The organism is Stenotrophomonas sp. YJH_SMC_40 (genome assembly GCF_059368615.1).
Window position 1 is genome coordinate 142,638 of record NZ_JCAFRX010000007.1, and the last position, 26,512, is coordinate 169,149.

The 26,512-nt window shown below is 67.5% G+C and carries 22 protein-coding genes; 4 read left to right on the forward strand and 18 right to left on the reverse strand.

What is annotated here, in order from left to right:
• Positions 1 to 73: 73 nt before the first annotated feature.
• Positions 74 to 3,136 (reverse strand): bifunctional diguanylate cyclase/phosphodiesterase, encoded by a 3,063-nt coding sequence (locus AC5P6X_RS14910; RefSeq protein ID WP_049449774.1) that lies wholly within the window; start codon positions 3,134 to 3,136, stop codon positions 74 to 76.
• A gap of 176 nt (positions 3,137 to 3,312) precedes the next feature.
• On the opposite strand from AC5P6X_RS14910, the gene AC5P6X_RS14915 reads away from it, so the two are divergent.
• Positions 3,313 to 5,424 (forward strand): M13 family metallopeptidase, encoded by a 2,112-nt coding sequence (locus AC5P6X_RS14915; RefSeq protein ID WP_088435535.1) that lies wholly within the window; start codon positions 3,313 to 3,315, stop codon positions 5,422 to 5,424.
• Between the two features lie 150 nt (positions 5,425 to 5,574).
• Here the strand turns inward: AC5P6X_RS14915 and AC5P6X_RS14920 are convergent, their stop codons facing one another.
• Positions 5,575 to 6,747: an MFS transporter gene (locus AC5P6X_RS14920; RefSeq protein WP_164222947.1), complete on the reverse strand. Its 1,173-nt coding sequence runs from the start codon at positions 6,745 to 6,747 to the stop codon at positions 5,575 to 5,577.
• Positions 6,744 to 7,958: an MFS transporter gene (locus AC5P6X_RS14925; protein WP_099604741.1), complete on the reverse strand. Its 1,215-nt coding sequence runs from the start codon at positions 7,956 to 7,958 to the stop codon at positions 6,744 to 6,746. Before AC5P6X_RS14925 ends, AC5P6X_RS14920 begins: the two co-directional genes overlap by 4 nt.
• A gap of 133 nt (positions 7,959 to 8,091) precedes the next feature.
• On the opposite strand from AC5P6X_RS14925, the gene AC5P6X_RS14930 reads away from it, so the two are divergent.
• Positions 8,092 to 8,679 (forward strand): TetR/AcrR family transcriptional regulator, encoded by a 588-nt coding sequence (locus AC5P6X_RS14930; protein ID WP_005407901.1) that lies wholly within the window; start codon positions 8,092 to 8,094, stop codon positions 8,677 to 8,679.
• Positions 8,680 to 8,857: 178 nt separating this feature from the next.
• On the opposite strand, the gene AC5P6X_RS14935 is transcribed toward AC5P6X_RS14930, so the two are convergent.
• Positions 8,858 to 9,787: an oxygenase MpaB family protein gene (locus AC5P6X_RS14935; protein WP_049449779.1), complete on the reverse strand. Its 930-nt coding sequence runs from the start codon at positions 9,785 to 9,787 to the stop codon at positions 8,858 to 8,860.
• Between the two features lie 309 nt (positions 9,788 to 10,096).
• Between AC5P6X_RS14935 and AC5P6X_RS14940 the strand changes: the two genes are divergently transcribed.
• Positions 10,097 to 10,711, forward strand: coding sequence for a hypothetical protein (locus AC5P6X_RS14940; protein ID WP_005407899.1), 615 nt, complete (start codon positions 10,097 to 10,099; stop codon positions 10,709 to 10,711).
• 39 nt (positions 10,712 to 10,750) lie between these two features.
• Here the strand turns inward: AC5P6X_RS14940 and AC5P6X_RS14945 are convergent, their stop codons facing one another.
• The 13 genes from AC5P6X_RS14945 to AC5P6X_RS15005 form a co-directional block, all read right to left on the reverse strand.
• Positions 10,751 to 11,095, reverse strand: coding sequence for a hypothetical protein (locus tag AC5P6X_RS14945; RefSeq protein WP_049449780.1), 345 nt, complete (start codon positions 11,093 to 11,095; stop codon positions 10,751 to 10,753).
• A gap of 34 nt (positions 11,096 to 11,129) precedes the next feature.
• Positions 11,130 to 11,900 carry a LytR/AlgR family response regulator transcription factor gene (locus AC5P6X_RS14950; RefSeq protein ID WP_049449781.1) on the reverse strand — a complete coding sequence of 257 codons (771 nt, stop codon included), beginning with the start codon at positions 11,898 to 11,900 and terminating at the stop codon, positions 11,130 to 11,132.
• A complete protein-coding gene (locus AC5P6X_RS14955; protein WP_005407896.1) occupies positions 11,890 to 13,149 on the reverse strand; it encodes a sensor histidine kinase in 1,260 nt (419 codons plus the stop codon). Before AC5P6X_RS14955 ends, AC5P6X_RS14950 begins: the two co-directional genes overlap by 11 nt.
• Before the next feature lie 212 nt (positions 13,150 to 13,361).
• Entirely contained in the window at positions 13,362 to 15,011 is a 1,650-nt protein-coding gene (locus AC5P6X_RS14960) for a M28 family metallopeptidase (protein WP_049449782.1), read from the reverse strand.
• A 336-nt stretch (positions 15,012 to 15,347) separates the two neighbouring features.
• The gene (locus AC5P6X_RS14965) at positions 15,348 to 16,994 is read right to left on the reverse strand and encodes a CsgG/HfaB family protein (protein WP_043033936.1); all 1,647 of its coding nucleotides are present in this window, start codon (positions 16,992 to 16,994) and stop codon (positions 15,348 to 15,350) included.
• A gap of 16 nt (positions 16,995 to 17,010) precedes the next feature.
• Complete coding sequence (locus AC5P6X_RS14970) at positions 17,011 to 17,688, reverse strand: hypothetical protein (protein WP_012479008.1); 678 nt, start codon at positions 17,686 to 17,688, stop codon at positions 17,011 to 17,013.
• Positions 17,689 to 17,785: 97 nt separating this feature from the next.
• A complete protein-coding gene (locus tag AC5P6X_RS14975; RefSeq protein WP_005407892.1) occupies positions 17,786 to 18,886 on the reverse strand; it encodes a hypothetical protein in 1,101 nt (366 codons plus the stop codon).
• Positions 18,877 to 20,073: a hypothetical protein gene (locus AC5P6X_RS14980; protein WP_033833696.1), complete on the reverse strand. Its 1,197-nt coding sequence runs from the start codon at positions 20,071 to 20,073 to the stop codon at positions 18,877 to 18,879. Before AC5P6X_RS14980 ends, AC5P6X_RS14975 begins: the two co-directional genes overlap by 10 nt.
• A 107-nt stretch (positions 20,074 to 20,180) precedes the next feature.
• Complete coding sequence (locus AC5P6X_RS14985) at positions 20,181 to 21,443, reverse strand: RNA polymerase sigma factor (RefSeq protein ID WP_049449783.1); 1,263 nt, start codon at positions 21,441 to 21,443, stop codon at positions 20,181 to 20,183.
• A 45-nt stretch (positions 21,444 to 21,488) separates the two neighbouring features.
• Positions 21,489 to 21,845 carry a DUF1428 domain-containing protein gene (locus AC5P6X_RS14990; RefSeq protein WP_005407889.1) on the reverse strand — a complete coding sequence of 119 codons (357 nt, stop codon included), beginning with the start codon at positions 21,843 to 21,845 and terminating at the stop codon, positions 21,489 to 21,491.
• 24 nt (positions 21,846 to 21,869) lie between these two features.
• A complete protein-coding gene (locus AC5P6X_RS14995) occupies positions 21,870 to 22,280 on the reverse strand; it encodes a VOC family protein (RefSeq protein ID WP_049395630.1) in 411 nt (136 codons plus the stop codon).
• Between the two features lie 38 nt (positions 22,281 to 22,318).
• Positions 22,319 to 22,741: a VOC family protein gene (locus AC5P6X_RS15000; protein WP_005407887.1), complete on the reverse strand. Its 423-nt coding sequence runs from the start codon at positions 22,739 to 22,741 to the stop codon at positions 22,319 to 22,321.
• Positions 22,742 to 22,808: 67 nt separating this feature from the next.
• Positions 22,809 to 23,222 (reverse strand): YciI family protein, encoded by a 414-nt coding sequence (locus AC5P6X_RS15005; RefSeq protein WP_049449785.1) that lies wholly within the window; start codon positions 23,220 to 23,222, stop codon positions 22,809 to 22,811.
• 750 nt (positions 23,223 to 23,972) lie between these two features.
• Between AC5P6X_RS15005 and AC5P6X_RS15010 the strand changes: the two genes are divergently transcribed.
• A complete protein-coding gene (locus AC5P6X_RS15010) occupies positions 23,973 to 24,380 on the forward strand; it encodes a YciI family protein (protein ID WP_010484148.1) in 408 nt (135 codons plus the stop codon).
• Here the strand turns inward: AC5P6X_RS15010 and AC5P6X_RS15015 are convergent.
• Positions 24,358 to 26,439, reverse strand: a complete 2,082-nt coding sequence (locus AC5P6X_RS15015) for an NHL repeat-containing protein (RefSeq protein ID WP_123958186.1) — start codon at positions 26,437 to 26,439, stop codon at positions 24,358 to 24,360. The two genes, AC5P6X_RS15010 and AC5P6X_RS15015, sit on opposite strands and share 23 nt — an antisense overlap.
• Between the last annotated feature and the right edge of the window lie 73 nt (positions 26,440 to 26,512).

Below are 26,512 nucleotides of genomic sequence, written 5' to 3' on the forward strand. Positions count from 1 at the left end.
GTGCCGGCCGCTGGCCGGCAATCAGACACCTCCCGGTCCTGGGCGAATGCCGGCCAGCGGCCGGCACTACCACTTAGGCGGCGACCTCATCCAGCGCGTCGATGATCCGTTCCAGCGGTGCCGGCCGTCCCAGCAGGTAGCCCTGCACCTGGTCACAGCCGTGCGCAGCCAGCCAGTCCAGCTGTCCCGGCGTCTCCACGCCTTCGGCGATGATGGTCAGGCCCATGCTGTGGCCCAGCGACAGCAGTGCGCGGCAGATCGAGGCGTTGCGTGGATTGGTTTCCACGTCCGCCACGAAGCTGCGGTCGATCTTCAGGATGTCCAGCGGCAGGTGCTGCAGGTAGGACATGCTGGAATAGCCGGTGCCGAAGTCATCCAGCGACACGCTGATGCCCTGCTCGTGCAGGCGCTGCATGGTCTGCATCGCCTGCCCCGGCTTGCGCATCAGGCTGCTCTCGGTCAGTTCCACATGCAGCGCACCCCGCGCCAACCCGAACTCCTGCTGGGCGCGGGTGAACTCGGCCACCAGGTCGCTGTTGAAGAACTGCACGGCCGAGACGTTGACCGCAATCGGCAGCTCGCCCCACCCGGCCTCGACCAACCGCCGCTGCGCCTTCGCTGCCGCTCGGATCACCCAGCGGCCAAGTGCCAGGATCAGCCCGGTGTCCTCGCACAGCTGGATGAACTCATTGGGCGGAATGAAGCTGCCATCAGCCTGCGGCCAGCGCAGCAATGCCTCCAATGCCGCCGGGCTGCCATCGCTGGCATGCCGGATCGGCTGGAAGTACAGCTGGAACTCGTTGTCGATGGCCGCATGGATGCGCCCGGCCAGGCGCAACCGGTCGGCCAGCCGCGTGGTCACCGCTGCGTCGAACCAGACCACCACGTTGCCCTCGGCACGCGCCGCGTGCGCCGCCTGCGCGGCCATGCCGATCACCTGTTCGGCGCTGTGGCCGTCACCGGCCACATGCACCGCCACGCCGATGCGCGGCTCGAACTGGTGCAGTGAATCCTTGCCACGCATCGGCGCCGACACGATCTGCAGCAGGTCGTCCAGCACGCGCTGGGTATCGTGCTCCGAACCGATGGCGAACACGAAGTCCTCCGCCGGCTGGAACGCCAGCGTGCCGCAGCGTGCGCCCAACCCGCCCAGGCGGGTCGCCATCGACTGCAGCACGGCATCACCGATCTCACGGCCCAGCGTATCGGCCACCAGCTGCAGTCCGCGCAGTTGCACGAAGGCGATGGTATAGCCCTCGCCCTGCTCATCCAGCTGGTCGGTCAATGCACGCACGTTGAGCAGGCCGGTGGCCGGGTTGTGCCGTGCCTGGTAGGCCAGGTCGCGCTCGTAGGCCAGCCGTTCGCTCACATCCTCGGCCAGCACCAGGCACGCGGGCTGTCCGTCGAAATCGAGTTTGGACAGGTGTGCGCGCACCTCGAACACACTGCCGTCCTTGCGCCGGTGCAGGCGCACGGTTGCGTCGGGGGGATCGCCCACCTGCGCGCGCTGGATGGCACCACGCACCTCGTCCCAGCCTTCGCGCGGGCGGATGTCGAGGATGCTCATCGCCAGGAACTCCTCGCGGCTGTAGCCGTACTGGCGCACCGCCGCGTCATTGACCTCGATGAAGCGCAGCGTGTCCGGGTCGAACACCCAGAATGGCGCCGGGTTGCGGTCGAACAGCAGGCGGAAGCGGCGTTCCACTTCGCTCATCTGCTCGCGCGCCTGGTAGCGTTCGCTCAGGTCGGTCAACGCGCCGATCATGCGTCGTTCGCTGTCGGCCACCTCCACCCGCTGTCCGCGCGCGCCCACCCAGCGCACTTCACCACCGGGCAGCACCAGGCGGAACACCTGGTCGAGCACTGCGCCGCCGGCAAAGGCCTGGTCGAAAGCCTGCTGCAGGCGCGCGGCATCATCGCGATGCACGCGAGCGAAGAAGTCGGCTACCGGCAGCGCATCGGTCTGCACGCCGAAGATCTCGCGCGCCAGGGGGGACCAGCGCAGCAGCGCGGCGTCCTCATCCACGTACCACGTGCAGACACGCCCGACCTGATGGGCCAGACGCAGCTCGGCATGGCCCGCCTTCAGTTCCTCGGCCATCGCCTGCTGGCTGCGGGTACTGCGGCGCACCGCATACAGCAGCACCAGCAGCACCACGATGTAGGCCAGCACGATCGCCACCGATGCCTGCAGGTACGGCCACCAGGGTGCCAGCACGTCTTCATCGGCCAGGCCGATCTGCACCGCCAGCGGGCTGCGGTCGAGCGTACTGATGGTCGTGATGCGCGGCACACCATCGACCACGCCGGGCAGGCTGCCGAGCTCGACCACCGCCTGCTTGCCGAGCAGGTCACGCCGCGGCAGGTCGTAGCGGCGACCGACCGTGCCATGCGGATCGGGCACGCGCGCCAGCATGTAACCCTCGGCGTCGGTGATCGAGACCAGCCCGTTGGGACCAACATCCAGGCCGCCGGCGATGCGCTGCAGTTCACCACAGCGCAGCCGCGCCAACAGCCAGCGTTCACCGGCCATCGGCAGTGCCAGCGGCACCACCCAGTCGCCATCGCTGGCCCGCTGCGGCGGGCCGATGTACAGGGCACTGCCCTGCCCCCGGCGCAGCGGGTCGGTCCACAGCGGCAGCTGCAGGTCGCCGCGCCCGCCGGTCAGCGCGCGCCCGTGGCGGTCCAGCACCACGATGCTGTGCAGTTCAGCGTGGCGGCGCAGCACGCCACCGATGGCCGCATCCAGCAGTACCGGGGCCTGTGACGGCACGCTGCGGAACAACTCACCGGCATCGCCGGCGATGCCGGTCATCGCCCGCTCCAGATTGCGCAGTTCCAGCGCCAGCAGGCGCTCGCTCCCCACCGCCAGCGCACGGCTCTGCCGCTGCGCCGCCTCCAGGCGGCGGTGATGGTCGTTGGCCAGCATGGTGGCCAATCCGGCCACCAGCAACAGGCCCAGCAGCACGCCGCCCCAGGTGATGGCGCGCAACGGACGGGCCAACGCCCGCTTCAACGCGGGCATCGGTCGATCTTCCTTGTGCAGTCGGCTGGCTTCATGCGCGAACGAATCCTCCACATCCCCGACCTCAACGGCCGGCGGACGCCATTCTTGACGCCTGACCCCGTCCTGCATGGCCACCTCCCCGTGTCCGCGCACGGCTCCAGGGCCCAGCATGCACCACCCCGGTGACGGCGTGAAGATCGCTTCGGCGCGTTCAGCCAGATCCTGCACAGGACCGGCCAGCCACAGGGACGGCCAGCCGGGCTGCGGCGGATTAGACTTGGGGTTTTCCGCTGCAAGAGAAGTCCATGTCCAAGCTGCGCCGTCCCACCCTGGCACTGGCCATCGTTGCCAGCCTGTCCCTGGCTGCCTGCGACCGTCCGGCCGATCCGGCCGCTGGCACCGCCAAACCCGCCGAGGCTGCACCCGCTGCCGCCAAGCCGATGCTGGGCAGCTTCGGCTTCGATGCCAGCGGCATGGACCGCAGCATCGCGGCCGGCGATGACTTCTTCGGCTTCGCCAACGGCACCTGGGTGAAGAACACCGAGATTCCGGCCGACCGTTCGCGTTTCGGCAGCTTCAACGTCATCGCTGAAAAGACCCTGGCCGACACCCGCGCCATCCTCGAGGGTGCGGCCGGCAATGCGCAGGCCAGCGGTGACGACAAGCTGATCGGCGACTACTACGCTGCCTACATGGACGAAGCCGGCATCGAGCAGCACGGCATCGCCCCGGTGCAGCCGCAGCTGAAGGCCATCGAGACCATCGCCGACAAGGCTGGCCTGGCACGTGCCCTCGGCGGCGACATGCGCGCCGACGTCGACCTGCTCAATGCCACCAACTTCTACACCGACCGCCTGTTCGGCCTGTGGGTCTCGGTCGACATGCTGCAGCCGGACCGCACCGCGCCGTACCTCGTGCAGGGCGGCCTGGGCATGCCCGACCGCGACTTCTACCTGGGCGGCGGCCGCATGGCCGAACTGCGCAAGCAGTACCAGGGCTACATCGCGCAGATGCTGCAGCTGGCCGGCGTGGCCGACCCGGCCGGCAAGGCACAGCGCATCCTTGCGCTGGAGACGAAGATCGCGCAGGCGCATGCCACCCAGGAAGAAACCAACGACGTGACCAAGGGTGCCAATCCGTGGACCCAGGCCGATTTCAACGCCAAGGCACCGGGCATGGACTGGAACGCCTTCCTTGATGCGGCCGCGCTGGGCGAGCAGCAGGACTTCATCGTGTGGCAGCCCAAGGCCGTGGCCGGCCTGTCCAGGCTGGTCGCCACCGAGCCGCTGGAGGTGTGGAAGGACTACCTGGCCTTCCACGCACTGGACCGTGCCGCCGCCTACCTGCCGAAGAAGTTCGCCGACGCCCGCTTCGCCTTCCATGGCACCGCGCTGAGCGGCACGCCGCAACAGAGCGACCGCTGGAAGCGCGCCGTGGATGATGCCAACCACGCTGTCGGCGAGGCCATCGGCAAGCGCTATGTCGAGAAGCACTTCGACGCCAGGACCAAGGAGCGTGCGGACGAAATGGCGAAGAACATCATCGCCGCCTTCGCCAAGCGCATTGACGCACTGTCGTGGATGTCGCCGCAGACCAAGGCGCATGCCAAGGCCAAGGTCGCCGGCCTGACCGTGGGGATGGGCTACCCGGAGAAGTGGCGTGATTACACCGGCCTGGAGATCCGCCGCGATGACGCGCTCGGCAACGCACAGCGCGCCGAGCTGTTCGAATACCAGCGCAACATCGCCAAGCTGGGCAAGCCGGTCGACCACAGCGAGTGGGCGATGCTGCCGCAGACCATCAATGCGATGAACGTGCCGCTGGAAAACCGCCTGGTGTTCCCGGCCGCGATCCTGCAGCCGCCGTTCTTCGACGGTGCCGCCGACGACGCGGTGAACTATGGTGCGATCGGCGCGGTGATCGGCCATGAGATCAGCCACGGCTTCGACAATGCCGGCGCGCTGTTCGACGAGACCGGCAAGCTGCACAACTGGTGGACCGCCGAGGACCTGAAGCAGTTCAACGCCGCCGGTGATGCGCTGGCCGCGCAGTTCAGCAGCTACGAGCCGTTCCCGGGCGTGCATGTGAACGGCAAGCTGACCCTGGGCGAGAACATCGCCGACGTGGCCGGCCTGGGCACTGCCTACGATGCCTACCAGCTTTCGCTGCAGGGCAAGCCGGGCCAGACCCTGGAAGGCTTCACGCCGGACCAGCGCTTCTTCCTCGGCTTCGCCCAGGCGTGGCGCAGCAAGAGCCGCGAGCAGGCGCTGCGCAACTCGCTGCTGACCGATGTGCATGCGCCAGGCCAGTTCCGCGCACTCACCGTGCGCAACATCGACGCCTGGTATCCGGCGTTCGAAGTAAAGGAAGGCCAGAAGCTGTACCTGGCCCCGGACAAGCGGGTCAAGGTGTGGTGATGTAACCGGAACGGGCGCCGCGAGGCGCCCGTTTCATTTCCCGGTAGCTGCCAACCTTGGTTGGCAAATGCCCCGCTCGGGTGGATGCCGACGTTGGTCGGCATATCTACAGATCTACAGGACTACAAGCCATCCACGCATGGCGTGGATCTACCGGCGCGTTGTGGCGATCACCAGCGTGGCGACCATGGCAAGCCCGGCCGCGACCCACAGATTCGCATGCAGGCCCACGCCATCCAGCAGCCGTCCACCGCCCCACGCGCCCATTGCGATGCCGATATTGAACACACCGACATACAGCGCGGTGGCGATCTCCACCGCGTGCGGCACTGCCTTCATCATCCAGCTCATCAGGCCGACCGACACGCCGCCATAGGCCAGGCCCCACAGCAACAGCACCACAATGCCGCCGGAGGGTGTGCCGCCCAGCCACAGGAACAACAACGGCGTCAGCAGCAGGCCGCAAGAGATCGCCAGCAGCATTCCGCGCGGATGACGAGCGGCCAGTGGTCCGGCGATGAAGTTGCCCGCGATGCCCGCCATGCCATAGGCGAACAGCAGCGCGCTGATCCAAGCGGCATCCACGCCCGATCGCAGGGTCAGCAACGGGCGCACATAGGTGAACGCAATGAAGTGACCCGCTACCAGCAGCAGCGTCAGGCATAGGCCGCGCTGCAGGCCACGGTGGCCGAGCAGCTGCACGAACTGCGCCGGGCGCACCGACGCCACCACCGGCAACGCGGGAACCACCCACAGATGCAGCAGCATCACCGCCGCACTGAACAGCGCCATCGCTGCGAACGCGAAGCGCCAGCCCAGGGCGTCGCCGATCAGTGCACCCAGCGGCACCCCCAGAACCGATGCTGCGGCCACGCCCCCGAAGATGATCGAGGTGGCCATGCCGATGCGATGCGCCGGCACCAAGCGTGCTGCCAGCCCACCAGCGATGGCCCAGATCCCGCCCATGCAGAACCCCACCAGCACGCGCGCGGCCAGCAGCCAGCCGATGCCCGGTGCCAGCGCCGAAGCAACGTTGGCGACCAGCAGCAGCCCCAGCAGCACGCACAGGATGCGACGACGATCGATGCCGCCGGCTGCGATCACCACCAGCGGTGCGAACAGGGCCGCCAGCAGGGCCGGCAGCGAGATCATCAGGCCGGCGGTGCCGGTGGACGCGCCGAGATCTTCGGCGACAGGGGTCAGCAGGCCCACCGGCAGCATTTCGGTGGTGACCACCGAGAAGATGGCGAGGCCAACCGCAGAAACCGCCCACCACGGATGGCGATGCACAGGCGCTGCATGCGCAGGCGATGAAGCGCTCACGGGATGATCCCTTCAGGGGAGGTGGATGCAGCAGACGGGCGCAAGGCACGTCGCGCGAGTACGGCCAACAGCAGCACGCCCCCGCCTGCCACCAGTGCAACGACAAAGCCGCTACGCACGCCCCCCGCATCGACGCTCTGCCCGGACAGCGCCGCGCCCAGCGCCACGCCGATGTTCAATCCGGCCAGCAGCCAGGTCATGCCCTCGGTCAGGCGCGATTCGGGCACGCGTTGTTCGACCAGCGACATCGCCACGATCATCGTCGGCGCGAAGAACACCCCGGCCAGCAGCACCGCCACGACCAGCCCGGGCAGGCTGCCGACCCACGGCAGCGGCAACGTGGTCAGTGCGGTGGCCACTGCGCCGGCCAGCAACAGGCGCCGCAACGGTGCCTGCAGCTTCAGTGCCCCGAACAGCAGGCCCGCCGCGCAGCTGCCCAGCGCATAGGCCGACAGCACCACGCTGGCGGCAAGCGGCTGCCCCCGCTGTTCGGCGAAGGCCACGCTGGTGATGTCGACCGTACCGACAATCACGCCCATCGCCAGCATCAGCAACGCCAGCAGGCGGATCTCCGTGTGCCGGAGCAGCGAGCCCGAGGGAGTTGCACCTTCGTGCTGCTGCAGCGGCGGCTCGGTGCCCCGCTGCAGCACCAATGCGGCGACGCCGACCACCAGCAACAGGGCGGCCGCCAGTACGCCGGCCTGTGGCCATACCGCCACCGACAGCCCCACTGACAACGGTGGACCGACGATGAAGGTCACCTCATCGAACACGGTTTCCAGCGAATACGCGGTCTGCAGCTGCGGGCGACCGCGATGGATCGCAGTCCAGCGTGCGCGCACCATTGCGGACACGCTGGGCATGCATCCAGCCAGCATGGCGGCGACGAAAAGCGCCCAGTCTGGCGCAGCCAGCAGCGTGCACGCGAGCAGCAGCAGCAACCCTGCCGCACTGGCCGCAGTAGCCCATGGCAGCACCCTGCCCTGCCCGCGCCGGTCGACCCAGCGCGATACCTGCGGCGACAGCAGCGCATAGGTCAGCACGAAGGTGGCAGACACCGCACCGGCCAAGGCATAGCTGCCGCGCAGCTGCGACAGCAGTGTGATGATGCCGATGCCGGTCATCGGCAGCGGCAGGCGGGCCAGCAGGCCGGCCAGGGCGAGGCCGGCGGTGCCAGGGGCGGCGAACAGGTCGCGGTAGGGGGTGGCCATCGGGATCTCCAAGGCAGCGGCTTGCCTGGCGCTACCGGCGCCACGACAATACATACAGAGCGTATGAATAAGAGCCTACATTCATACGCGTCGTATGTAAATAATCATGCACTGCGTATGTAAGGAGTTCCGGATGGTCCGTCGCACCCGCGCCGAGATGGAAGAAACCCGTGCCAGCCTGCTGGCCACCGCCCGCCGCGTGTTCAGCGAGCATGGCTATGCCGCCACCTCGATGGATGACCTGACCGCCCAGGCCGGCCTGACCCGGGGTGCGCTCTACCACCACTTCGGCGACAAGAAGGGCCTGCTGGCCGCGGTGGTCGCCCAGCTCGATGCCGAGACCGACCTGCGCCTGCAGGCGATCAGCGATGGCGCGGATGATGCCTGGGACGGTTTCGTACAGCGCTGCCGTGCCTATCTGGAGATGGCGCTGGAACCGGAGATCCAGCGCATCGTGCTGCGTGACGCGCGCGCGGTGCTGGGTGGCGCCTCACCGGAATCGCAGCGCCACTGCGTGCACTCGATGCAGCGCCTGATCGAACAGTTGATCGCGCAGGGCGTAGCGATGCCGGTGGATGCGCAGGCGCTGGCATCGCTGATCTACGGTAGCCTGGCCGAGGCCGCGTTCTGGATTGCAGAGGGCGAGGATGGCGACGCGCGCCTGCGGCAGGCGACGACGGCGCTGGAAATGCTGTTGCGTGGCTTGAAGTCGGCCGGGTGAGGCCCATCCACGCATGGCGTGGATCTACTGCGGCATCCGCTCTGGTGGAGGCCAACCTTGGTTGGCCCTTCTGCGGCATCGCGCGCAACGCGTGCCAACCAGAACCATGGCATCAGTAGATCCACGCCATGCGTGGATGAAGCTTTATCGCGCAGCGCGTGCCAACCAAGGTTGGCACCTACCGGGGAACGGTGGGCCACTCGCGCAGCACCGACACCGGCACGCCCATGCGCGCACAGGCGCGGCTGGCGAGGCCATCGGGCAGCGCACGGCGGAACAGCGGCGCCATGCCCTGCATCAGCTTCGCTGAAGCGGCCGCCTGCGCACGCTGGCGGCCGCTGCGTTCAAGCATGCCTTCGGCCCAGTCCGGCAGCAGTGCCGCACCGGCGCCAAGGAATACCTCGCGCGACAGCCCCGGCACCGGTACCGGCAGGCGCACGCCGGACAACACCTCCAGCACTTCACGCGAGCGCTCGTCCACACGCAGCTCCGGTTGCCGCGCGCAGAAGTACGCTGCCACCTCGGCTTCACTGCGCGGCACATCCACCGCACCCAGTGCTTCGGCCACGTGGCGGTACTCGTCGTAGTAGCGGTCGGCGATGTGCGCCGGCACCTCGCGCCCGTAGCGACGAAAGCCCTGCAGGAAACCAAACGCCTCAGTCACGTGCACCCATGTCAGCAGTTGTGGATCGTCCGCCGCGTAGGGCTCGCCCTGCGCGGTCTGGCCGCGGATCAGTGCATGGATGCGGCGCACCTTGGCCACCAGCGCCTCTACCTCCCCGCTGGGTGCATAGCTGGTACCGGCGACAAACGCGGTGGTGCGACGCAGGCGACCCACCAGGTCCTGACGGAAATTGGAGTGGTCGTAGACCCCGGCCAGCGCGCGCGGATGCAGGGTCTGCAGCATCAGCGCACACAGGCCCCCGGCCAGCATCGAGGGGAACTCCGCGTGCAGGCGCCAGGTCACGCTGTCAGGTCCAAACCAGCCCGGGTCACCCAGCGGCTGGTCGTAATCGATGCCGCTCTGGCCACGCGGGAAGGCCTCCAGTACCCAGCGCCGGATCGGCGCGGTGACGGGGCGGGAGAGTCGCTGCAGCAGAGCCGGCATCACAGGTCCAGGAAAAGCGAAAGAGTGGCCGCGAGTTGCGCGGTCGGCCCCGATTCTGGGCGATCACGACGCCGGCGGCGAGTCTTCGCACTCAGCCACGGTTTCATGTGCGGCCGCAGCACATTTCACCCTGCGACATCCTGTCGCAGGCTCCGGCCTCGATGCTGCGATGCAGCAACATTCACCGATTCAGAGAAGGCCCTTACGCGGCTTGGCATTGCGCCCATTGCACGGCTCGCTGGAAGTGCTAGAACTGGACTCGCCACACCGTCCAATGCTGATCGACGCACGTTCCACAAGGAGCCAGCCATGATTGCTTTGTTCAAGGGTTTGGGAATTCTGCTTCGCGACAACGAGCTCTACAGCAGCCCGTTCGATAAACAGGTTGCGCATTGGCGCAATCTCAGCGAGCAGCAGATCCGCGATGAAGTAGCCGTGCTGGCGCAGGCCAAGTGCCAATGGCTGATCGCCTCGATCGTCGGCTGGCAGGCAGCCTCGCTGCTGATTCTTGGCCTGATCGCCAACTACCTGTGGCGTGACGACTTCCATATCACGTTCACCCGCGTGGTAGTCGTGTTCGGCTCGTGGGTCTCGATCCTGTTCGTGATCTGGTTCATGGCCAACATGTTCGATCAGCAGGCCGGTTTCGAGCGCTGGATGAAGGCGTTCAACAGTCGCGCACGCATCAGCTCCAAGGCCGACAGCGTCGAGCACGTGGCCGAGGCCCTGGAACTGGCGGAGCATTACCCGGAAGTGCTCGATTACAAGCAGGCGGTCACCGCCAAGCGCGAGCTGCGCCACGAGGACATCCGCATCATGACCGAGATCGGGCGCATGAAGCAGCACTCCGAACTGGTCGGCCGCCTCAACCACGTGGGCGAGAACGAGCACCACCACGACCTGACACTGCAGCCTGCCTACTGACCCTTCAGGGAAGCGGGGGGACCCACAATGCCACCGTGATCACTCACGGTGGCATTGTTCTTTCCGATCCTCGCTGACGCACTGGGCGAAGCCCTTCGGCAGGTCCCTGAACTCCTGGGTGGTGCCGACCGCCAACGCAAACGACCGTATCGGCGCTTTCGCACACGCGGCGTCAGGACGACAGGCCGGGTCCAGCAGCAGGTAATGGCACTGACCGCTGCGGCTGGCCATGCACTCAAAACGCGCCACGCCGTCCACTATCGTGCGCTTGCTGTACAGCGTGTCCACGCCATTGGCAGTGGTGCGGGTGATCGCGGTTTCGGTGGACTTCTGGCAACCGGCAAGCGCCAGTGCAGCGAGGCCTGCAAGCAGGAAAGGACGCATGCAATGCTCCTGGTAGCGGAAAGGTGCGGTGCGGCTACATGCCGCGGAACAGGCTCATGAATGGTTGGCTGACCACCAGTGTTTCCGTCCGACCCCGCAGCCGCAGCACGCCGCGCCCGGTATCGTCGCGGCTGACCGCCGCCACCGCCTTCATGTTGACGATGGTCGAGCGGTGGATCTGGCGGAAGTGCTGCGGGTCGAGTACTTCCAGCAGTTCGCGCAATGGTGTGCGCAACAGGCTCTCGCCGGCAGCGGTGACCACGGTGGTGTACTTGTTGTCGGCACGGAAGTAGGCGACATCTTCCAGCATGATCAGCTGCGTCTCGCGGCCGTTGCTGGCGGTGATCCAGGCCAGCGGCGGGCGCTCGGCAGCACCCTGCGATGGACCCAGCCGCTGCAGCAGGCGTTCAAGCACGGCGTCATCCTGGCGCGTCGATGGCAGCCGCGACAGGATGCGCTCACGCGTCGCCAGCAGGCGTTCGTCACTGACCGGCTTCAGCAGGTAATCCATCGCGCCCTGCTCGAACGCGTCGATGGCGTACTGGTCATAGGCGGTGACGAACACCACCTGGGTGCGCGGGCTCAGCTCGGACAGCGAGCGCGCAACTTCGATGCCACTGATGCCGGGCATGCGGATGTCGAGGAACGCGATGTCCGGCTGCGTCTCGGCCAGCTGCTCCAGCGCACTGGCGCCGTCCTCGCACTCGGCCACCAGCTTCAGCTCCGGCCACAACCGGTGCAGCTGTTCCACCAGTGACTGCCGCAGCAGTTCCTCGTCTTCGGCAATGAGGGCTTCAAGCGGCATGGCTGCGCTCCTTGTGTGTCTGCGGCAAGGTCATGGTCGCGGCCACACCGCTGGGGAAGTTGGCAACGATCGCCACGCCGGCCTGCTCGCCACAGGTCAGGCGCAGGCGTTCGCGCAGGTTCTTCAGGCCGATGCCGGTGCCGCTGGTGCCCTGGCCGAAGCCGAGCCCGTCGTCGGCGACGGTCACGGTCACATGGTCATCGAAGCCACGCGCCAGGATCCAGATCGTGCCACCGCCGGGCTTGGGTTCCAGGCCGTGCTTGATCGCGTTCTCCACCAGCGTCTGCAGTGCCATCGCCGGCAGGTGCACGCCATGCAGCTCATTCGGTACCTGCACTTCCACCGCCAACCGTGCGCCCATGCGGATACGCAGGATCTCCAGGTAGGCGCGCGTGCGTTCCAGCTCCACGCCCAGTGTCGACACCGACTCGTCCACCTGCGGCAACGAGCTGCGCAGGTACTGGATAAGGTGGCCGAGCATCTGCTCGGCACGTGCCGGGTCGGTGCGGGTCAACACCTGCGCATTGGCCAGCGTGTTGTACAGGAAGTGCGGCTCCACCTGCGCATGCAGCAGGTTCAAGCGCGCGACCGACAGTTCCTTTTCCACCTGGGTCTGTTCGGCGGCGGCCTGCTCATCGCGGCGCTGGTCGGCCACGCGGCGGCTGATCGCGCGGGTGACCGCTTCGGCGTTCTCGAAGTTGCTGCCCTCATCCAGCGCCAGCAGATCGGCCCACCAGCCGGCATCCGGTTCGAACAGCAGAGTGACGGTACTGGTGCCCTGCCCCGGCGTGACCGTCGCCAGCACGCTGTTGCGCTTGATCGCCAGCCGCGCCGGCAGGTTCCAGCGCGAGGGCTGGCGGCCATTCCAGAGGTCGACCCGGCGCACGTAGGCGCGCACCTGCAGGCTGCCGGCCGAGCTTTCCACATCTTCCACGCGCGGAAGTTCGGCAATCGCCGCTTCCACCACGGCATAGGCCTGGCCGGCATCCATCGGCAGTTCCACCTGGCGGCGCTGGCGCCCGGACAACGTGGTCGAATCCAATCGGCCGGCCACCAGCCAGACCCGGCGCACATGGGTGATCGCGCTGCCCAGCGCGGAGATCATCAGGAACATCGCCAGCAGGCCGAACACCCAGCCCGGGCCATCGTTCATGCCGCTGAAGATGCCGCTCCAGACCATGCCGGCGACAACCAGCGCGGCGGCCCAGGCCAGCAGGTGGCGGATCAGGAGAGAGAGGCTGGCGAACACGGCGGCGCCTTGGAGGAAGGGGGTGAGCCGAGCATAGGGCGGCCCGCCGGGCAAACAAGCGGGCTGCGACGAAGGCCGGAAAAGTGGGGATGGAAAGCCATCTGGTAGTGCCGGCCGCTGGCCGGCTCCCCACCATCTCCGCATGCATCACAGGGATGCCGGCCAGCGGCCGGCACTACCCGGGAGGCGCCGGGCGAACCCGGCGCATGCCCTTACTTGCGCTGGTCGGCGCTGGCGTCACGCACGGCGCGGAACGATTCGTCCTTGCTCCAGTTCGGCCAGCTGCGCGTGTTGGCCAGCTGGTTGCCCAGCGTGTACAGCACTTCCAGGTCGCGGGCGGCACCGGCGAACACCCAGTCCGGCTGCCATTCGTCGCCCTGCTGGTGGTAGCGCTTGGCGGTGTAGTCCTCGGAGGCCTTCTTGCCTGCGGCCACGCCACCGTCCACCCAGTCCTGGCCGGCCGACCACGACAGTGCCGGAACGCCACGCTTGGCGAATGGGAAGTGATCGGAGCGGAAGAACAGGCCGGCTTCCGGCTTCGGGTCCGGCGTGTAGCGGATATCCCAGCCTTTGGCCACGTCCTTCAGCTGGTCCAGCAGCTCGAAACGCGCGGCACCGTAGATGCCGAAGTCACGCGACGGCCCGAACGGCGCCATGCCGTCCATGTTGATCACCGCCACGGTCTTTTCCAGCGGATACAGCGGATGGGTGGCGTAGTACTCCGAACCCAGCAAGCCCTTTTCCTCGGCGGTGACCGCCAGGAACAGCACTGACCTCTCCGGACGCTTGGCCTTGGCGAAGCCGCGGGCCAGTTCGATCAGCGAGGCGGTGCCGCTGGCGTTGTCCAGTGCGCCATTGAAGATGCGGTCGCCACGTGCGTCGGGCTCGCCCACGCCGATGTGGTCCCAGTGCGCGCTGTAGACGATGGTCTCGTCCGGGTGGCGGCTGCCTTCCAGGCGTGCGGCCACGTTGTGCGAGGTGATCACTTCGGTCTTCACCGCGTACTTCGCGTCCAGGCTGGCGCCGGTCAGCGGCACCGGGGTGAAGTCGCGCTGCTGCGCCTTCTTCTTCAGCGCCTCGAAATCCTGCCCGGCCGAGCGGAACAGCTCCACGGCCAGGTCGCGCTGGATCCAGCCTTCCAGCAGCGGGTGGCTGTCGGCCGGGTTGTCGCGCACCACATCGAACATGGTGTTGGTGTTGGAGCCGGCCACGGTGGCCCAGCCATACGACGCCGGTGCAGTCTCGTGCACGATCAGCACGCCCAGCGCGCCCTGGCGGGCGCCTTCTTCGTACTTGTAGGTCCAACGGCCGTAGTAGGTCATGCCCTTGCCGTCGAAGTCACCCTGGCCGGTCTCGAAGTCCGGGTCGTTGATCAGCACGACGGCGATCTTGCCCTTCAGGTCCACGCCCTTGAAGTCGTCCCAGTTGCGCTCCGGGGCCTTCACGCCGTAACCGAGGAACACCAGCGGGGCCTTGCTGATGTCGACGTTGCTGGCCCCGTTCATGGCGGCGCGCACGGCAATCTGCTTGCCCTGTTCCAGCGGCAGGGTCTTGCCGCCCTGGTGCAATGCCAACTGCGGCGCGCCGACGATGTCCCCCTTGCGCAGCGGCACGGCCTGGGTCCACAGGCGCTTGCCGTCCTTGAGGTCACCGCCCGGCTGCAGGCCGGCGTCGGCGAACTGCTTGCTGAGGAAGGCGATGGTCTTTTCTTCGCCGGCGGTGGCCGGGGAGCGGCCTTCGTAGGCGTCGGAGGCCAGTTCCTTGACGTCGGCGGAGATCCGCGCGCCATCGAATTTCGGGGTCGCCGCCATCAGTGCGCTCGACACCGACAGGGCCAGCAGGCCCAGTGCTACTCGTTTCATTGCTCTCTCCAGCAGGAAATCCTTCTGGAGTGTAATGGGATTCGGCAGGGCTGCGCCCTGCACCTGCCGATGCCAGAGCAACAGCAGAAGCAGGCATTCGGTGGGACGGGGGGGTGGGTCCGGTTGCGGGGGACGCCGTAAACCCGTCCTTGGGGGCTTGGCCGCGGCATCCATGCCGCGGACACCCCCGCAACCGGACCCACCCCGCCTTCGACAGCTTCCCGGTGCTGTTGGTAGGTGTCGACCTTGGTCGACACGCATGGAAAACACGAAGGGGTCAGATCCCTTTCCCGGCGGGAAAGGGCTCTGACCCCATCGGTGTGTTGCTTGAGCCTGTTACCAGTTCGGGTCTTCGGCCGGCGCGGCAGCGGGCTTGGGCTTCGGCTTGGCGGCCGGGCGTGCGGCAGCTGCGGGAGCGGCCGAGGCAGTCGCGCCTGCGGCGGCGGCAGCCGGCTTGCTGCCCAGCTTCTGGCGCAGCTCGATCTGGCCCGGACGGAAACCGCCGCGCATCGCGTCGACGCCGTCTTCGATGGTGCCGTACGAGGTCTGTGCAGCGACGCGGTCGATGCGGATGGTGCAGCACGGGTGTTCGCTGCGGCCCAGCGAGCGGCCGGTCTGCGGGTCCTTCAGTTCTTCGCCCAGGCGCACGGCCTGCCAGCGCTGGCCGGCCTGCACGGTGTCACCGCCCTGGCTCAGCACCACCTGGTCACCGTCCACCGAGACCACCGACACCGGAAACAGCGTGGTGACGATGCTGGTGCCGATCTGGCCCGACAGCGATTCCATCATCGCCGCGGCCATGTTGCGGCCGTTGACCACGCGCGGCAGGGTGCTGGGGCCGGTCGAGGCCAGCTGGTGGTCGAAGCTGTCGGACATCACCACCTGGCCGGTGGTGGCGTTGATCAGGCGCAGGGTGATGCGGCCGCCACCGGAGTACGAGGTCACCTGGCGGTCGGACATGCGCAGGTTGCGCACGCTGCGCGGGTACTCGAAGCGTTCGATGGTCGGTATCAGGATCAGATCGGTCGCCAGCTGCTGGCCCACGCGCGCGGTGTCCTGCAGGCGCACGTTGCCGCTGTTGATGTGGTCGATCTCGGCCTGCAGTTCGTCGCCGAACTCGCGGTCCAGCACGATGAAGCGCTGGGTCTGGGTCAGCGTGTCGGACAGGCGCGCACGGATCGCGTCGGCCACTTCATCGGCATCCACGCGGCCATCGCCTACGGCGTAGCTGCCGGCCTTGGTGCGCGGCAGTGCAACCACGATCTTCGGCTTGCCCTGCTCGTCCGGTGCGCGGTACTGGGCGATCTGTGCACGCACGCGCACCTTCCAGTAGCTGCGCATGCTGCGGTGGGTCACGTCGGAATCGAACGAGCTTGCACCACGCTTGGCATCGACGCTGACCTTCTCGTCGTAGCTTTCCCTGACGCTGGCCGAGGCCGAACCGCTCTTGGCCGAGGCTTCGCCGGACGCAGTGGCCGACGCCGAGCCCTTGAAGCTCCAGCCTTCATCGCTGGCGCGCACGCGGGCGATGGTTTCCTCGTCCAGCTGCCGCACTTCATCCTGCGACAGGATTTCATAGCCCAGCACCGCGCCCTGCGAGCCGGCGATCATCTGCTGGGTGAACGCGTCGGCGCGGATATCGCCGACGTGTTCGCCATCCACATCCACATGCAGGCCTGCGCGCAGGCCCTGCATCTGGCTGGCCACGCGTACGCCGTTGACCTGCGCCACGGCCGACTGCAGCGCCGCCAGCACCGCCAGTTCCGGGGTGCTGCCGATGCCGTCGGCTTCGCGCGCGACCTGGGTGGTGCCGCCGAAATCCGGCGTGCCACGCAGGGGCGCTGCTTCCACTGGCGCATTGCTGGCCAGTGCACTGGTTGCCTTGTCCTTGGCGGGCGCGGCGGCCGGGGTGTCCTGCTTGCCGCAGGCTGCAAGCAGCGCGGCGGCCAGGCCCAGGCCGATCAAACGGGTTGTCATACGCATGGAGATTCGCCTCGGATCAGATCGAGTCGAGCATCGAGTCGGCGTTGGACGGCACCTTCACCTTGCTCTTCCTGGCGAAGGTCACGGCCGACTTGGTCGAACCGTACAAGCCCTGGATGAAGCCCGGCGATTCCTTGGCCACCCATGCGCCCGCTGCCAGCTTGCGGCCAACGGTGGCCAGCTGGGTCGCGCCCAGGTTCTTCATGCCGGCGGTGAAGCTGCTGGCTTCGCCGCCCAGCTTCTGTGCTTCGGCTGCCGACGCCAGCAGCGAGACCAGGCCTTCGGCGTAGTGCTGCTTGGATTCAGCGTTCAGTTCCGGCTGAGCGGCCTGGCGCTCGTTGATCGCGGCCTGCGCAGCTTCGCTGACCGACACCGACTTCTTCATCGCATCGACGCTGACCGAACCCGACGACAGCGCCTGGCGCTCGGCTTCCAGCAGCTGCACCTGCTCGGCCAGGCCGAAGGCACGGGCGAACGAGGTCTGTGCCTGCAGCGAGTGCGACTGCGAGCTGACGAAACGACGCACCAGCGCTTCCTGCGCGGCTTCGTCCGGAGCGGCGGCGCTGGAGGCGCTGCTGCTGGAGGTGCCGGTGGCGGCACCGGCCAGGTCCTTCAGCTTGCCCAGGCCCGCGTGGGCCGGCATCGACAGGGTGGCGGCAGCGATGGCCACGACAAGAGCGGTATTGCGGATCATATGAGTGTCCTTTGGGAGAGACGGCCGCGAAGCGGCACGTGGGAATCGGCAACCCCAGCGCGATGCCGAGCGAGCTCGGCACCCACCGGGTGGCGGATCAGCGGACTGCCTTGACGTTCAGTTCGTTGATCATCTGCTGGGCGGCCTTCTCGGCAGCCAGCTGCAGGGCATTGGTACGGGCCACGGTTTCATTCGGGCCGGTGCCGGAGAACTGCACCGGGCCCACCGACGACACGGTGCGCGGGAAACGACCGGTCACGTCCAGCACCTTGCCGGTGACCGTGACGAACACGCGGGTGTTGCCGCTGGCCGGATCGCGGTCGCGCATGCCGACGTCGAGGGTACCGACGGCGATGTAAGGGATGTTGGCCGCACGGATGCCGTTGGCGGTATCGCGCAGGGTGGCGGCAGACAGGTCGTTGCCGGTGCTGAAGTCCTTGCGGATGCGCTCGATGCTCAGCAGGCCGCGCGATTCGCCTTCCACGTACTCGGCTTCAACCACTTCGTAGCCGGCGGCGCTGAAGGCACCGGTCATCGCGGTGTTCACTTCAGCGGCGTTGGCCACCTTCCAGCTGATGTTGTCGCTGCGCTGGGTGGTGCTGCCACCGCTGGTGACCGACACCGAACCGTTCTGGTTGATGCTGCCGTTGGTGCTGACCGAGTTGCCGCGGAAGCTGTCGCCTTCACGGGTGTTCTCGCTGTAGCTGCTGCTGGCGTCGACGCGGCGGTATTCCTTGTCCTGGAACGACTGCACGGTGTCCTGCGAGCGTGCCATGAACAGGAAGGTCAGCAGCGAACGCTGCGCGGCGGTGGCACCGGCCACGGCCGAACCTGCATCCAGCTTGGTCTGCAGCAGCGTGGTGTTGATCTCGGCGCGGACGGTGACGGTGTAGGTCTTGGCCTTCTTGTCTTCGGTGTCCGACAGCGGCACGGCGCTGAGCACATAACGGTCGATCTCGCCGATGAACTCGGCGCGGCGGGCTTCGAACAGGCGCAGCTTCGCCGCACCGGTTTCAGCGATGTACGCCTCCAGTGCATTGACCTTGGCCTTGTTCAGGGCCTGGGCGCGGGTGTCGGCGCTCAGGCGCAGGCCGTAGCTGGCCGAACCGGTACCGCGCGAACTCGCGGTCTGCGCGGCGACCGGCGAGGCCACCACCAGCGCGATGAGGATGAGCAGGATGGTACGCATCAACGACATGACTTGATCAACTCCTGGAGGGCTTGGGTCTGCTGCTGCAACGGGCGGCCGCCCGGCTTCTGTTCGTCCAGCCATGCGCGCGAATCGGCACGCTTGGCGGCGGCGCCGGCGAAGGCATCGAAGCCGGCCAGCAGGGTTTCGTAGCTGGCCGACCACTGGTCGACCTGCCACTGCGTCACCGGCACCACCTTGGTGGCGCCCTTGCGCAGCGGCTGTTCGAAATAGACCTTGCCGGAGAACGGTTCGGTCACTTTGGCGGTGAAGAATGCGCCGAACAGCATCGTCTTCATCGCCGGGGTTTCATTGATGACGCCATTCTTCAGCGCATCGACCTGCACAGTGATGACGTAGTCCGGCTCGGGGATCTTCAGCTGGTAGACCTTGCCGTCGGCAAAGCGGGCGGCCATCGCACCACCGATCGCCTGGCCCGAGGCCGGCGGCAGCAGGCCGACGCCGGTATTGGACGACAGCGTCTTGGACAGTTCATGGGCCAGCGTGGCGCGCAGCGGGGTTTCCCACTTCGGGTCGGGCAGCTTGGCGCGGACCGCGTCGGACAGGGTTACGCCACCGACCTGCAGGCGACGCACGGCGGCATCGGGCAGCTTGGCCTGGGCGAGACTGGCGGCCAGCACCTGCGACAGGCTGGTATCGGCGCTGCCGTACAGCAGATCGGCGACGATCGCGTCGATATCGTCGTTGTCCGGCCGGTAATCCTGCACGTCGATGCGCTGCAGGGTCAGCGGATAGGACGCGATCACCTGGCGCTCGCGGAAATCGAAGAACAGTGCCTGCAGGGCCACTTCCACCAGCACTTTGTACTGGTTGCCGATCGGCTCGACCGAGACCAGTTCGCGGTCCAGTGCGGCGGCCAGCACCGTCGCGCTGGTGGTGCCGTCGAGCATCGCCACCGGCTGGTCGATCAGCTCCAGGTTCGCCGGCGGCCGGCGCTTGAGCGCCTGCGCCAGGGTCTGGTTCAGCGGGATCAGGCCGCGCTTTTCCAGCACGGCATGCGCATGCGGCGTGGTCGCCTGCACGGCAGCGGCATCCGCGGTATAGGCAAAACCGGCCCAGTAGGCCTGCTGCGATTTGTCAGCCGCCTGCGCAGCCATCGGCCACACGGCCAGGCACAGGGCACAGGCAAGCAGGCGCGCAAAAGCGCGCGATGCGCTCTTCGTCCTTGAATACATCCAACCGCTCCTCGGTCAATACGCACGGAATGCGGACGCTGATGCGTCCGCTGGGCGCGAAACATAGCCGCTCAGGCGCCTGCCGACAAGTGCTGCGTTCGTCGCAGTCACTCCTGGGGCGGCAGTCCGGCCCGTTGGCGCAGCAGGCCCCGCTCCGCCTGGTTCTGGCTGAGTCTGGCGGCTTCGGCAAAAGCCTGACGTGCGTCGAGGTCGCGCCCCAGCGCCTGTAGTATCTCCGCGCGGACGACCTCCAGAGGGGCATAGTCGCGCAGGCGTGCATCCACCAGCAGCGGCTGCAGTTGTGCCCACGCAGCGAACGCGCCCTCGCTGCGCAGCACCGCCACGACCCGATTCAAAGCGACAACCGGCGAAGGCATCACCTGCAGCAACCGGGTATAGAGCGAAGCGATACGTGGCCAGTCGGTGGCTTCAGCCCGACGCGCAGCCGCATGGCAGGCGGCGATGCGCGCCTGCAGTACATAGGGATCATCAGCACCACCGGCGGCCAGCGCGCGGGCCAGCACCTGCTGCCCGCGTTCGATCTGCAGCCAGTCCCAGCGCGCGCGGTTCTGCTGGTCCAGCAGCACCGGCGCGCCCTGCGCGTCGGTCCGTGCCGCAGCACGCGATGCCTGCAGTTCCATCAGTGCCAGCAGACCCAGCACCGGCGGCACCGGCAGCCGGTGCGCCAGGATGCGCGCGAGCCGCAGTGCCTCCTCGCACAGCGCCGGACGCATCCAGTCATCGCCGGCGCTGGCCGCGTAACCTTCATTGAAGACCAGGTAGATCGCCTCCAGCACCGAAGCCAGTCGCTCGGGCATCGCGTCCGCGCGCGGCACCTCATAGGGCACCTGCTTCTGCGCCAAGGTGCGCTTGGCGCGCACGATGCGCTGGGCGATGGTCGGCTCGGGCTGCAGGAACGCACGTGCGATCTCGACGGTGGTCAGGCCACCGAGCAGGCGCAGGGTCAGTGCCACCCGCGCATCGGCCGGCAGCACCGGATGGCAGGCCACGAACATCAACCGCAGCAGATCGTCACCCAGGTCATCCTCCAGCGCCTGGCTGTCATCCGGTGCCGGCAGCGCCGCTGGGTGCAGTTCCTCGCCCCACTGCGCATGCTGCTGCGCCACCCGCTGGTGCTGGCGCAGCACATCAATGGCACGGTTGCGCGCAGTGGTCATCAGCCAGGCTCCGGGGTTGTCCGGGATGCCCTGTTCCGGCCAGCGCTCCAGCGCGGCCAGCCAGGTGTCCTGGGCCAGCTCCTCGGCACGGCCGACATCGCCCCCAAGCAGCCGCGCCAGGCGCGCGATCAACACCGGCGATTCCATCCGCCAGAGGGTTTCCAGACGCTGCGTCAGTGCGGGATCGGGCATGCGCCGATCACAGCACGCACGCCCGGCCCGCACAAGCGCCGCAGCTCACGCTTCAACAATCGGCTTGAAGCCACCCCAGAACATGCGCCTGGTATCGAACGGCATGTCCTTCGGGCCCAGCGACGCCAGCCGCGGGTCGGCCATTACCCTGGCGTTGATGCGGTCGCGCGCCGCGCGCGAACGGAACACCACGAAGGCGACGATCACCGTTTCGCCGGGCTTTGCCTTGACCGCACGCGGGAACGAGGTGCTCTTGCCCGGTTCCACATCGTCAGCCACGCATTCCATGTACTGCAGCGCGCCATGGTCCTTCCACACCGCACCGGCCTTGCGGGCAAGGCGGCGGTAGGCCGCCACCTTGTCCTGTGGGCACGGCAGCACGTAAGCATCCACGTAAGCCATGAGGGTTCTCCCTTGCGGCGGCCGTCAGCCCGGCTCGCCGTCCATGTGTGCGATTTCCCAGAGATGGCCATCCAGGTCCTGGAAGCCGCGCTGGTACATGAAGCCGTAGTCGCGCGCCGGCTGCGGTTCGCTGGCCCCCGCCGCAAGCGCCTTGTCCACCATCACGTCCACCGCCTTGCGGCTGTCGGCCGACAGGCAGGTGATCACCTCGGTGTGGCTGTGCGCATCGGCAATCGCCTTGTTGGTGAACTGCTTGAAGAACGGCTGGGTCAGCAGCATCACGAAGATGCTCTCGCTGATGACCATGCAGGCCGCATCGTCATTGGTGAAGGTCGGGTTGAAGCTGTAGCCCAGCGCGGCGAAGAAGGCCTTGGATGCGTTGAGATCCTGCACAGGCAGGTTGACGAAGATCATCTGCGGTTGCGGTGCACTCATCGGTGAAGCTCCTTGTGGATGAAAGAGAGAGAGAGGAATCAGGGTTGCTTCATGCAGTTGACCATCCACGGCTTGCCGTAGCGGTCGATCAGCATGCCCCAGCGGTGCGCCCAGAACGTTTCAGCGATCGGCATCTGCACCTGGCCACCTTCGGCCAGCGCCGCGAACACGCGCTCGGCTTCCTCGATGCTGTCGACGTCGACATTGATGGTGGTCGAACCACCCTCGCCACCGCCGGGACCGTCGGCCGCCATCACGATGGCGCTGCCGATTTCCAGCTGGCTGTGCGCGACGTGGTCCAGGGTTTCCGGCGGCATCTCGTTGCAGCCGGGCGACCCATCGGAGGGCGGCATGTCGCGGTACTTCATTTCCGAGGTGACCTGGCCACCCAGTGCCTTGGCGTAGAACGCCATCGCCTCATGGGCCTGGCCGCTGAAGCCGAGGAAGGGAATCAGTTTCATGGCAATACTCCGTTGTGCGGTTCAGGGCAGTAGTGCCGGGTCGGGCCCGGCAGGGAGATGAATCGGGTCAACCTTCCAGCTGTGCACGCAGACGCTGTTCCTGCTGCTGTAAGTCGGGGGTGAAGGCTTCACCGAAGTCTTCGGCTGAAATCAGCGGACGCAGCTCCAGCGTGCCGCCACTGTTGAACGGCGCACGGCTGGCCCATTCAACGGCCTCCTCCAGCGAGCGCACGTCCCACAGCCAGAAGCCGGCGATCTGGTCGCCGGCGGGGCCGAACGGACCGGCCTCGACCCTGGGTGCGCCGCTGCCGAAGTGAATGCGGCGACCGCGCTGGGTGGCGTGCAGGCCTTCACCGGCGAGCATGATGCCGGCGGCCACGAGTTGCTCGTTGAAGGCGCCCATTTCGGACAGTTCCTGTTCGCTGGGCATGCGGCCGGCTTCGGAGTCGGCGTTGGCCTTCACGATCACCATCACTTTCATTGCGGTCTCCCGTGGGGACGCGTGGTGCGTGCCCTTCACTGGGTACAACGAACCAGGGGGCTGGGAATCGACACGTCTGTTGGAAATTTTTTTCTTGCGCGGAAAGCGTGCCTTCGGCGAGGGTCGGCGAACGGCGGAGCCCCTCCGTGGTGGGGTGGGTTTGGTCGCTGAAAGCTCGGGTTCATGGGTTTGGCCGGGTGGGTAGGCGGGTCGGGGGACGCCGTAAACCCATCCATGGGGGCTTGGCCGCGGCATCCATGCCGCGGACACCCCCGCCCCGCCTACCCACCCGGCCCTGGACAGTTTCCTGCCTCCGGTACCCACCACGGGAAGATCAAGAGAAAAGGCAAAAGCAACAGCAACAGCGAAAGCAACGGCAACGGCGGTTGGCTGGCGGCCTCGGCTTTGCGAGCGAAGCGACCCGCTTTTGCTCTTGTTGTTGATTTCCCGTGGTGGATCGGCCGCCGGAATCTGTCTGGGGCCGGGCGGGTGGGATTGGCGGGGTATCCGCGCCATGGATGGCGCGGCTAAGCCTCCAAGGACGGATTCACGGCGTCCCCGCCAATCCCACCCGCCCGGCCCACCCTCAGGAAACCCGCTTTCAGCGACCAACCCAACCCACCACGGAGGGGCTCCGCCGTTCGCCGATCCCCGCCGAAGGCGCCGCCTCCCGCGCTGCAACATGCCCGTGCGCAATCCTGCGCCATCATGGACCCCCGCCCCCGCCCCCGCCCCCGCCAGGACCGTGCCATGCAGCAGTACCTGCTTCTGATCTACATCGAGCCTGCCCTGCTGCAGGCCCTACCCATCGAAGAATTCAATGCGCTGATGCGCGACTGCCTGGCCCACGCAGACAAACTGCAGGCCGAGGGCACGCTGCTGGCCGCGCAGAAACTGCAGCCGGTCGACACCGCGCAGACCCTGCGCGTGCGTGATGGCCACAGCCGTGTACTGGATGGCCCGTTCGCCGAAACCCGTGAACTGCTGGCCGGCTTCAACCTGATCGTCGCCCGCGACCGCGACGAAGCCATGCGCATCGCCCGCGACTTCCCGTGGGCGCGCTTCGGCAGCATCGAGGTGCGGCCGCTGGAAGACATGGACGCCGAGCGCGAGCGCTGCGGCGCCCCGGCTGCGGCTATGGCAGCAGCCGTACCCTGAGCTCGCGCGGGCCCACGCCTTCGTTACCGCTGTAGTCGCGCACGCTGGCGCGCACGATGTACTCGCCCGGCGGCAGCGCCGCCGGCTGCCAGCGCCCGGTCTCCATCAGGCCATCACGCACGGTGTTGGTGGCCAGGTAACGGAACCGGGTCACCGCACTGCCATGCACCGTGATACCGCTGTCCGGTGCGTAGGCCACGCGCACCGCTTCCTTCTGCGGCGGCATGCGGTTGAACACGATGTTCCAGCGCGGCTGCTCGTAACCCTGCAGCGGCTGTCCGCCGGCATCGAGGATCTGGTAGCCCACCTGGTACATGCCCAGGCGACGACGCGGCAGGTTGTTGTCGACCTGGTCCCAGGCCTCGATCACGATCTGCACGCCGCGGCCCTGGCGCGCCACCATCACCACGCCATCGCTGCCGGCGGCCATCGGCTGGTCGTTGTCGTCCAGCAGCGCCACATCGGTGATGCGCGGTGCGAAGTGGTCGGCGTAGTTGTGGAAGCCCAGCGCCACGGCATTGGTCTCGAAACCACCGGTGCCCACGGCCAGGTGCACGTGCGCCTGGTTGTTGATGCTGCCCAGGCGGTCGCCGACGTGGATGCGCATGCCGCGGCGCACGCGCATCCGCTCCAGCTTGCCCTGCTCGTCATACAACGCCTGCCAGCGCGCATCGTAGGGCTCATCGCGCGGGGTGCGGCCGACCCGCATGTGGATGTACTTGAGGCGGTCCACGGCCAGGCCCTCGGCCTGCTCGCCCAGGTTCCAGGCGGCCACCGGGCTGCTGATCTTGCCCTCGGCAATCGCCAGTACGGTCTGGCCCACATCACCGCGCACGTCGAAACCGCCATGCAGGTGGTGGCGGCTCTCGCCGGTGAAGTTGCCGCGCACCTCACCCAACGTACCGACCACTTCATGCCAACCGTCCTGCGGTGCCAGCGGCCAGCGACCGCCCGTCTCCGGCAACGCCGCATCGGCAGCCGGGCCGACCAGTGCCGGTGCCGGCAGTTCGCCCACCGGCAGCGGGCGCAGGCGATGCAGGCGGTAGCTGGCGGCGTCGGCCACCAGCACGCTGCCATCGGCATCCAGCGCCAACCCGCTCGGGCGGGCCAGGCGCGGCAGGCGGCCATTGCCGACCAGCGCGATCTGGTGGCCCTGCGGCGTCACCTGCACGATGCGGCCATCAAGATCGCCCACGTACAGCACACCGTCGTGCGTGGTGGCCAGCGACAGCGGCCCATTGATCACGCCACCGGCGGCGACCACGGTGCTCACCGTGCCGTCGGCGCCTACGCGGCGCACCGCGTTGTTGAAAAGGTCGGCCACCAGCAGCGCGCCCTGCGCATCGAAGGCCAGCGCCACCGGCGTATCGAAGCGCGCAGTGGCGCCCGTGCCATCGGCCAGGCCGGGCCGATCGCCGCCGGCCAGGGTGCGCACGTTGCCATCAGTACCGATCACCCGGATGCGGTCATTGAAGGTATCGGCCACGTAGACCTGGCCCTGCGCATCCACTGCGATGCCCATCGGCGCATCGAAGCGTGCCTGCGCGGCAGGGCCATCGGCGTGGCCCTGTTCACCACCGGCCAGCGTGGTCACCTGGCCATCGATGCCGATGCGGCGGATGGCATGGTTGCCGGTGTCGGCCACATACAGGTTGCCCTGCGCGTCGGCGGCAATGCCCGAAGGCGTATTGAAACTGGCCTGCAGTGCCGGGCCATCAACGCGTCCCTCGCCCTGCCCGGCCACCGTTTCAACGCGGCCATCGGGCAAGCGGCGGCGGATCCGGTTGTTGTCACCGGCATCGGTGAAATAGACGCTGCCATCGGCACTGCGCAGCAACGCGTACGGATCGGCGAAACGTGCCTGCGCGGACGCGCCATCGCGGTCACCCGGGTGGCCATCGCCGGCCAGCGGTTCGATCTGCGCGGTCCACGCCAGCGGCGTTGGAACCGGACCCGCCGGTTCACCCAGCGTATGCAGCGGTGTCTCCCACCAGGTTGCGGCCAATGCCACTACCGTCGCCAATGCTACGCCTGCCGCCATCCATTGCCACCGTGCCATCGTGCTGCGCTGCCTGCCTGCTGTCTGAAGAGGCACCGACAATAGTCGCTGAACGCACGATCCGCCATGGCCA

What these genes read in the sequence shown, in the direction of transcription:
- AC5P6X_RS14910 (WP_049449774.1), bottom strand. Translation starts at nt 3,136, where the DNA reads ATGCAGGACGGGGTCAGGCGTCAAGAATGGCGTCCGCCGGCCGTTGAG.
- AC5P6X_RS14915 (WP_088435535.1), top strand. Translation starts at nt 3,313, where the DNA reads ATGTCCAAGCTGCGCCGTCCCACCCTGGCACTGGCCATCGTTGCCAGC.
- AC5P6X_RS14925 (WP_099604741.1), bottom strand. Translation starts at nt 7,958, where the DNA reads ATGGCCACCCCCTACCGCGACCTGTTCGCCGCCCCTGGCACCGCCGGC.
- AC5P6X_RS14930 (WP_005407901.1), top strand. Translation starts at nt 8,092, where the DNA reads ATGGTCCGTCGCACCCGCGCCGAGATGGAAGAAACCCGTGCCAGCCTG.
- AC5P6X_RS14935 (WP_049449779.1), bottom strand. Translation starts at nt 9,787, where the DNA reads ATGCCGGCTCTGCTGCAGCGACTCTCCCGCCCCGTCACCGCGCCGATC.
- AC5P6X_RS14940 (WP_005407899.1), top strand. Translation starts at nt 10,097, where the DNA reads ATGATTGCTTTGTTCAAGGGTTTGGGAATTCTGCTTCGCGACAACGAG.
- AC5P6X_RS14945 (WP_049449780.1), bottom strand. Translation starts at nt 11,095, where the DNA reads ATGCGTCCTTTCCTGCTTGCAGGCCTCGCTGCACTGGCGCTTGCCGGT.
- AC5P6X_RS14950 (WP_049449781.1), bottom strand. Translation starts at nt 11,900, where the DNA reads ATGCCGCTTGAAGCCCTCATTGCCGAAGACGAGGAACTGCTGCGGCAG.
- AC5P6X_RS14960 (WP_049449782.1), bottom strand. Translation starts at nt 15,011, where the DNA reads ATGAAACGAGTAGCACTGGGCCTGCTGGCCCTGTCGGTGTCGAGCGCA.
- AC5P6X_RS14965 (WP_043033936.1), bottom strand. Translation starts at nt 16,994, where the DNA reads ATGCGTATGACAACCCGTTTGATCGGCCTGGGCCTGGCCGCCGCGCTG.
- AC5P6X_RS14970 (WP_012479008.1), bottom strand. Translation starts at nt 17,688, where the DNA reads ATGATCCGCAATACCGCTCTTGTCGTGGCCATCGCTGCCGCCACCCTG.
- AC5P6X_RS14975 (WP_005407892.1), bottom strand. Translation starts at nt 18,886, where the DNA reads ATGTCGTTGATGCGTACCATCCTGCTCATCCTCATCGCGCTGGTGGTG.
- AC5P6X_RS14980 (WP_033833696.1), bottom strand. Translation starts at nt 20,073, where the DNA reads ATGTATTCAAGGACGAAGAGCGCATCGCGCGCTTTTGCGCGCCTGCTT.
- AC5P6X_RS14985 (WP_049449783.1), bottom strand. Translation starts at nt 21,443, where the DNA reads ATGCCCGATCCCGCACTGACGCAGCGTCTGGAAACCCTCTGGCGGATG.
- AC5P6X_RS14990 (WP_005407889.1), bottom strand. Translation starts at nt 21,845, where the DNA reads ATGGCTTACGTGGATGCTTACGTGCTGCCGTGCCCACAGGACAAGGTG.
- AC5P6X_RS14995 (WP_049395630.1), bottom strand. Translation starts at nt 22,280, where the DNA reads ATGAGTGCACCGCAACCGCAGATGATCTTCGTCAACCTGCCTGTGCAG.
- AC5P6X_RS15000 (WP_005407887.1), bottom strand. Translation starts at nt 22,741, where the DNA reads ATGAAACTGATTCCCTTCCTCGGCTTCAGCGGCCAGGCCCATGAGGCG.
- AC5P6X_RS15005 (WP_049449785.1), bottom strand. Translation starts at nt 23,222, where the DNA reads ATGAAAGTGATGGTGATCGTGAAGGCCAACGCCGACTCCGAAGCCGGC.
- AC5P6X_RS15010 (WP_010484148.1), top strand. Translation starts at nt 23,973, where the DNA reads ATGCAGCAGTACCTGCTTCTGATCTACATCGAGCCTGCCCTGCTGCAG.
- AC5P6X_RS15015 (WP_123958186.1), bottom strand. Translation starts at nt 26,439, where the DNA reads ATGGCACGGTGGCAATGGATGGCGGCAGGCGTAGCATTGGCGACGGTA.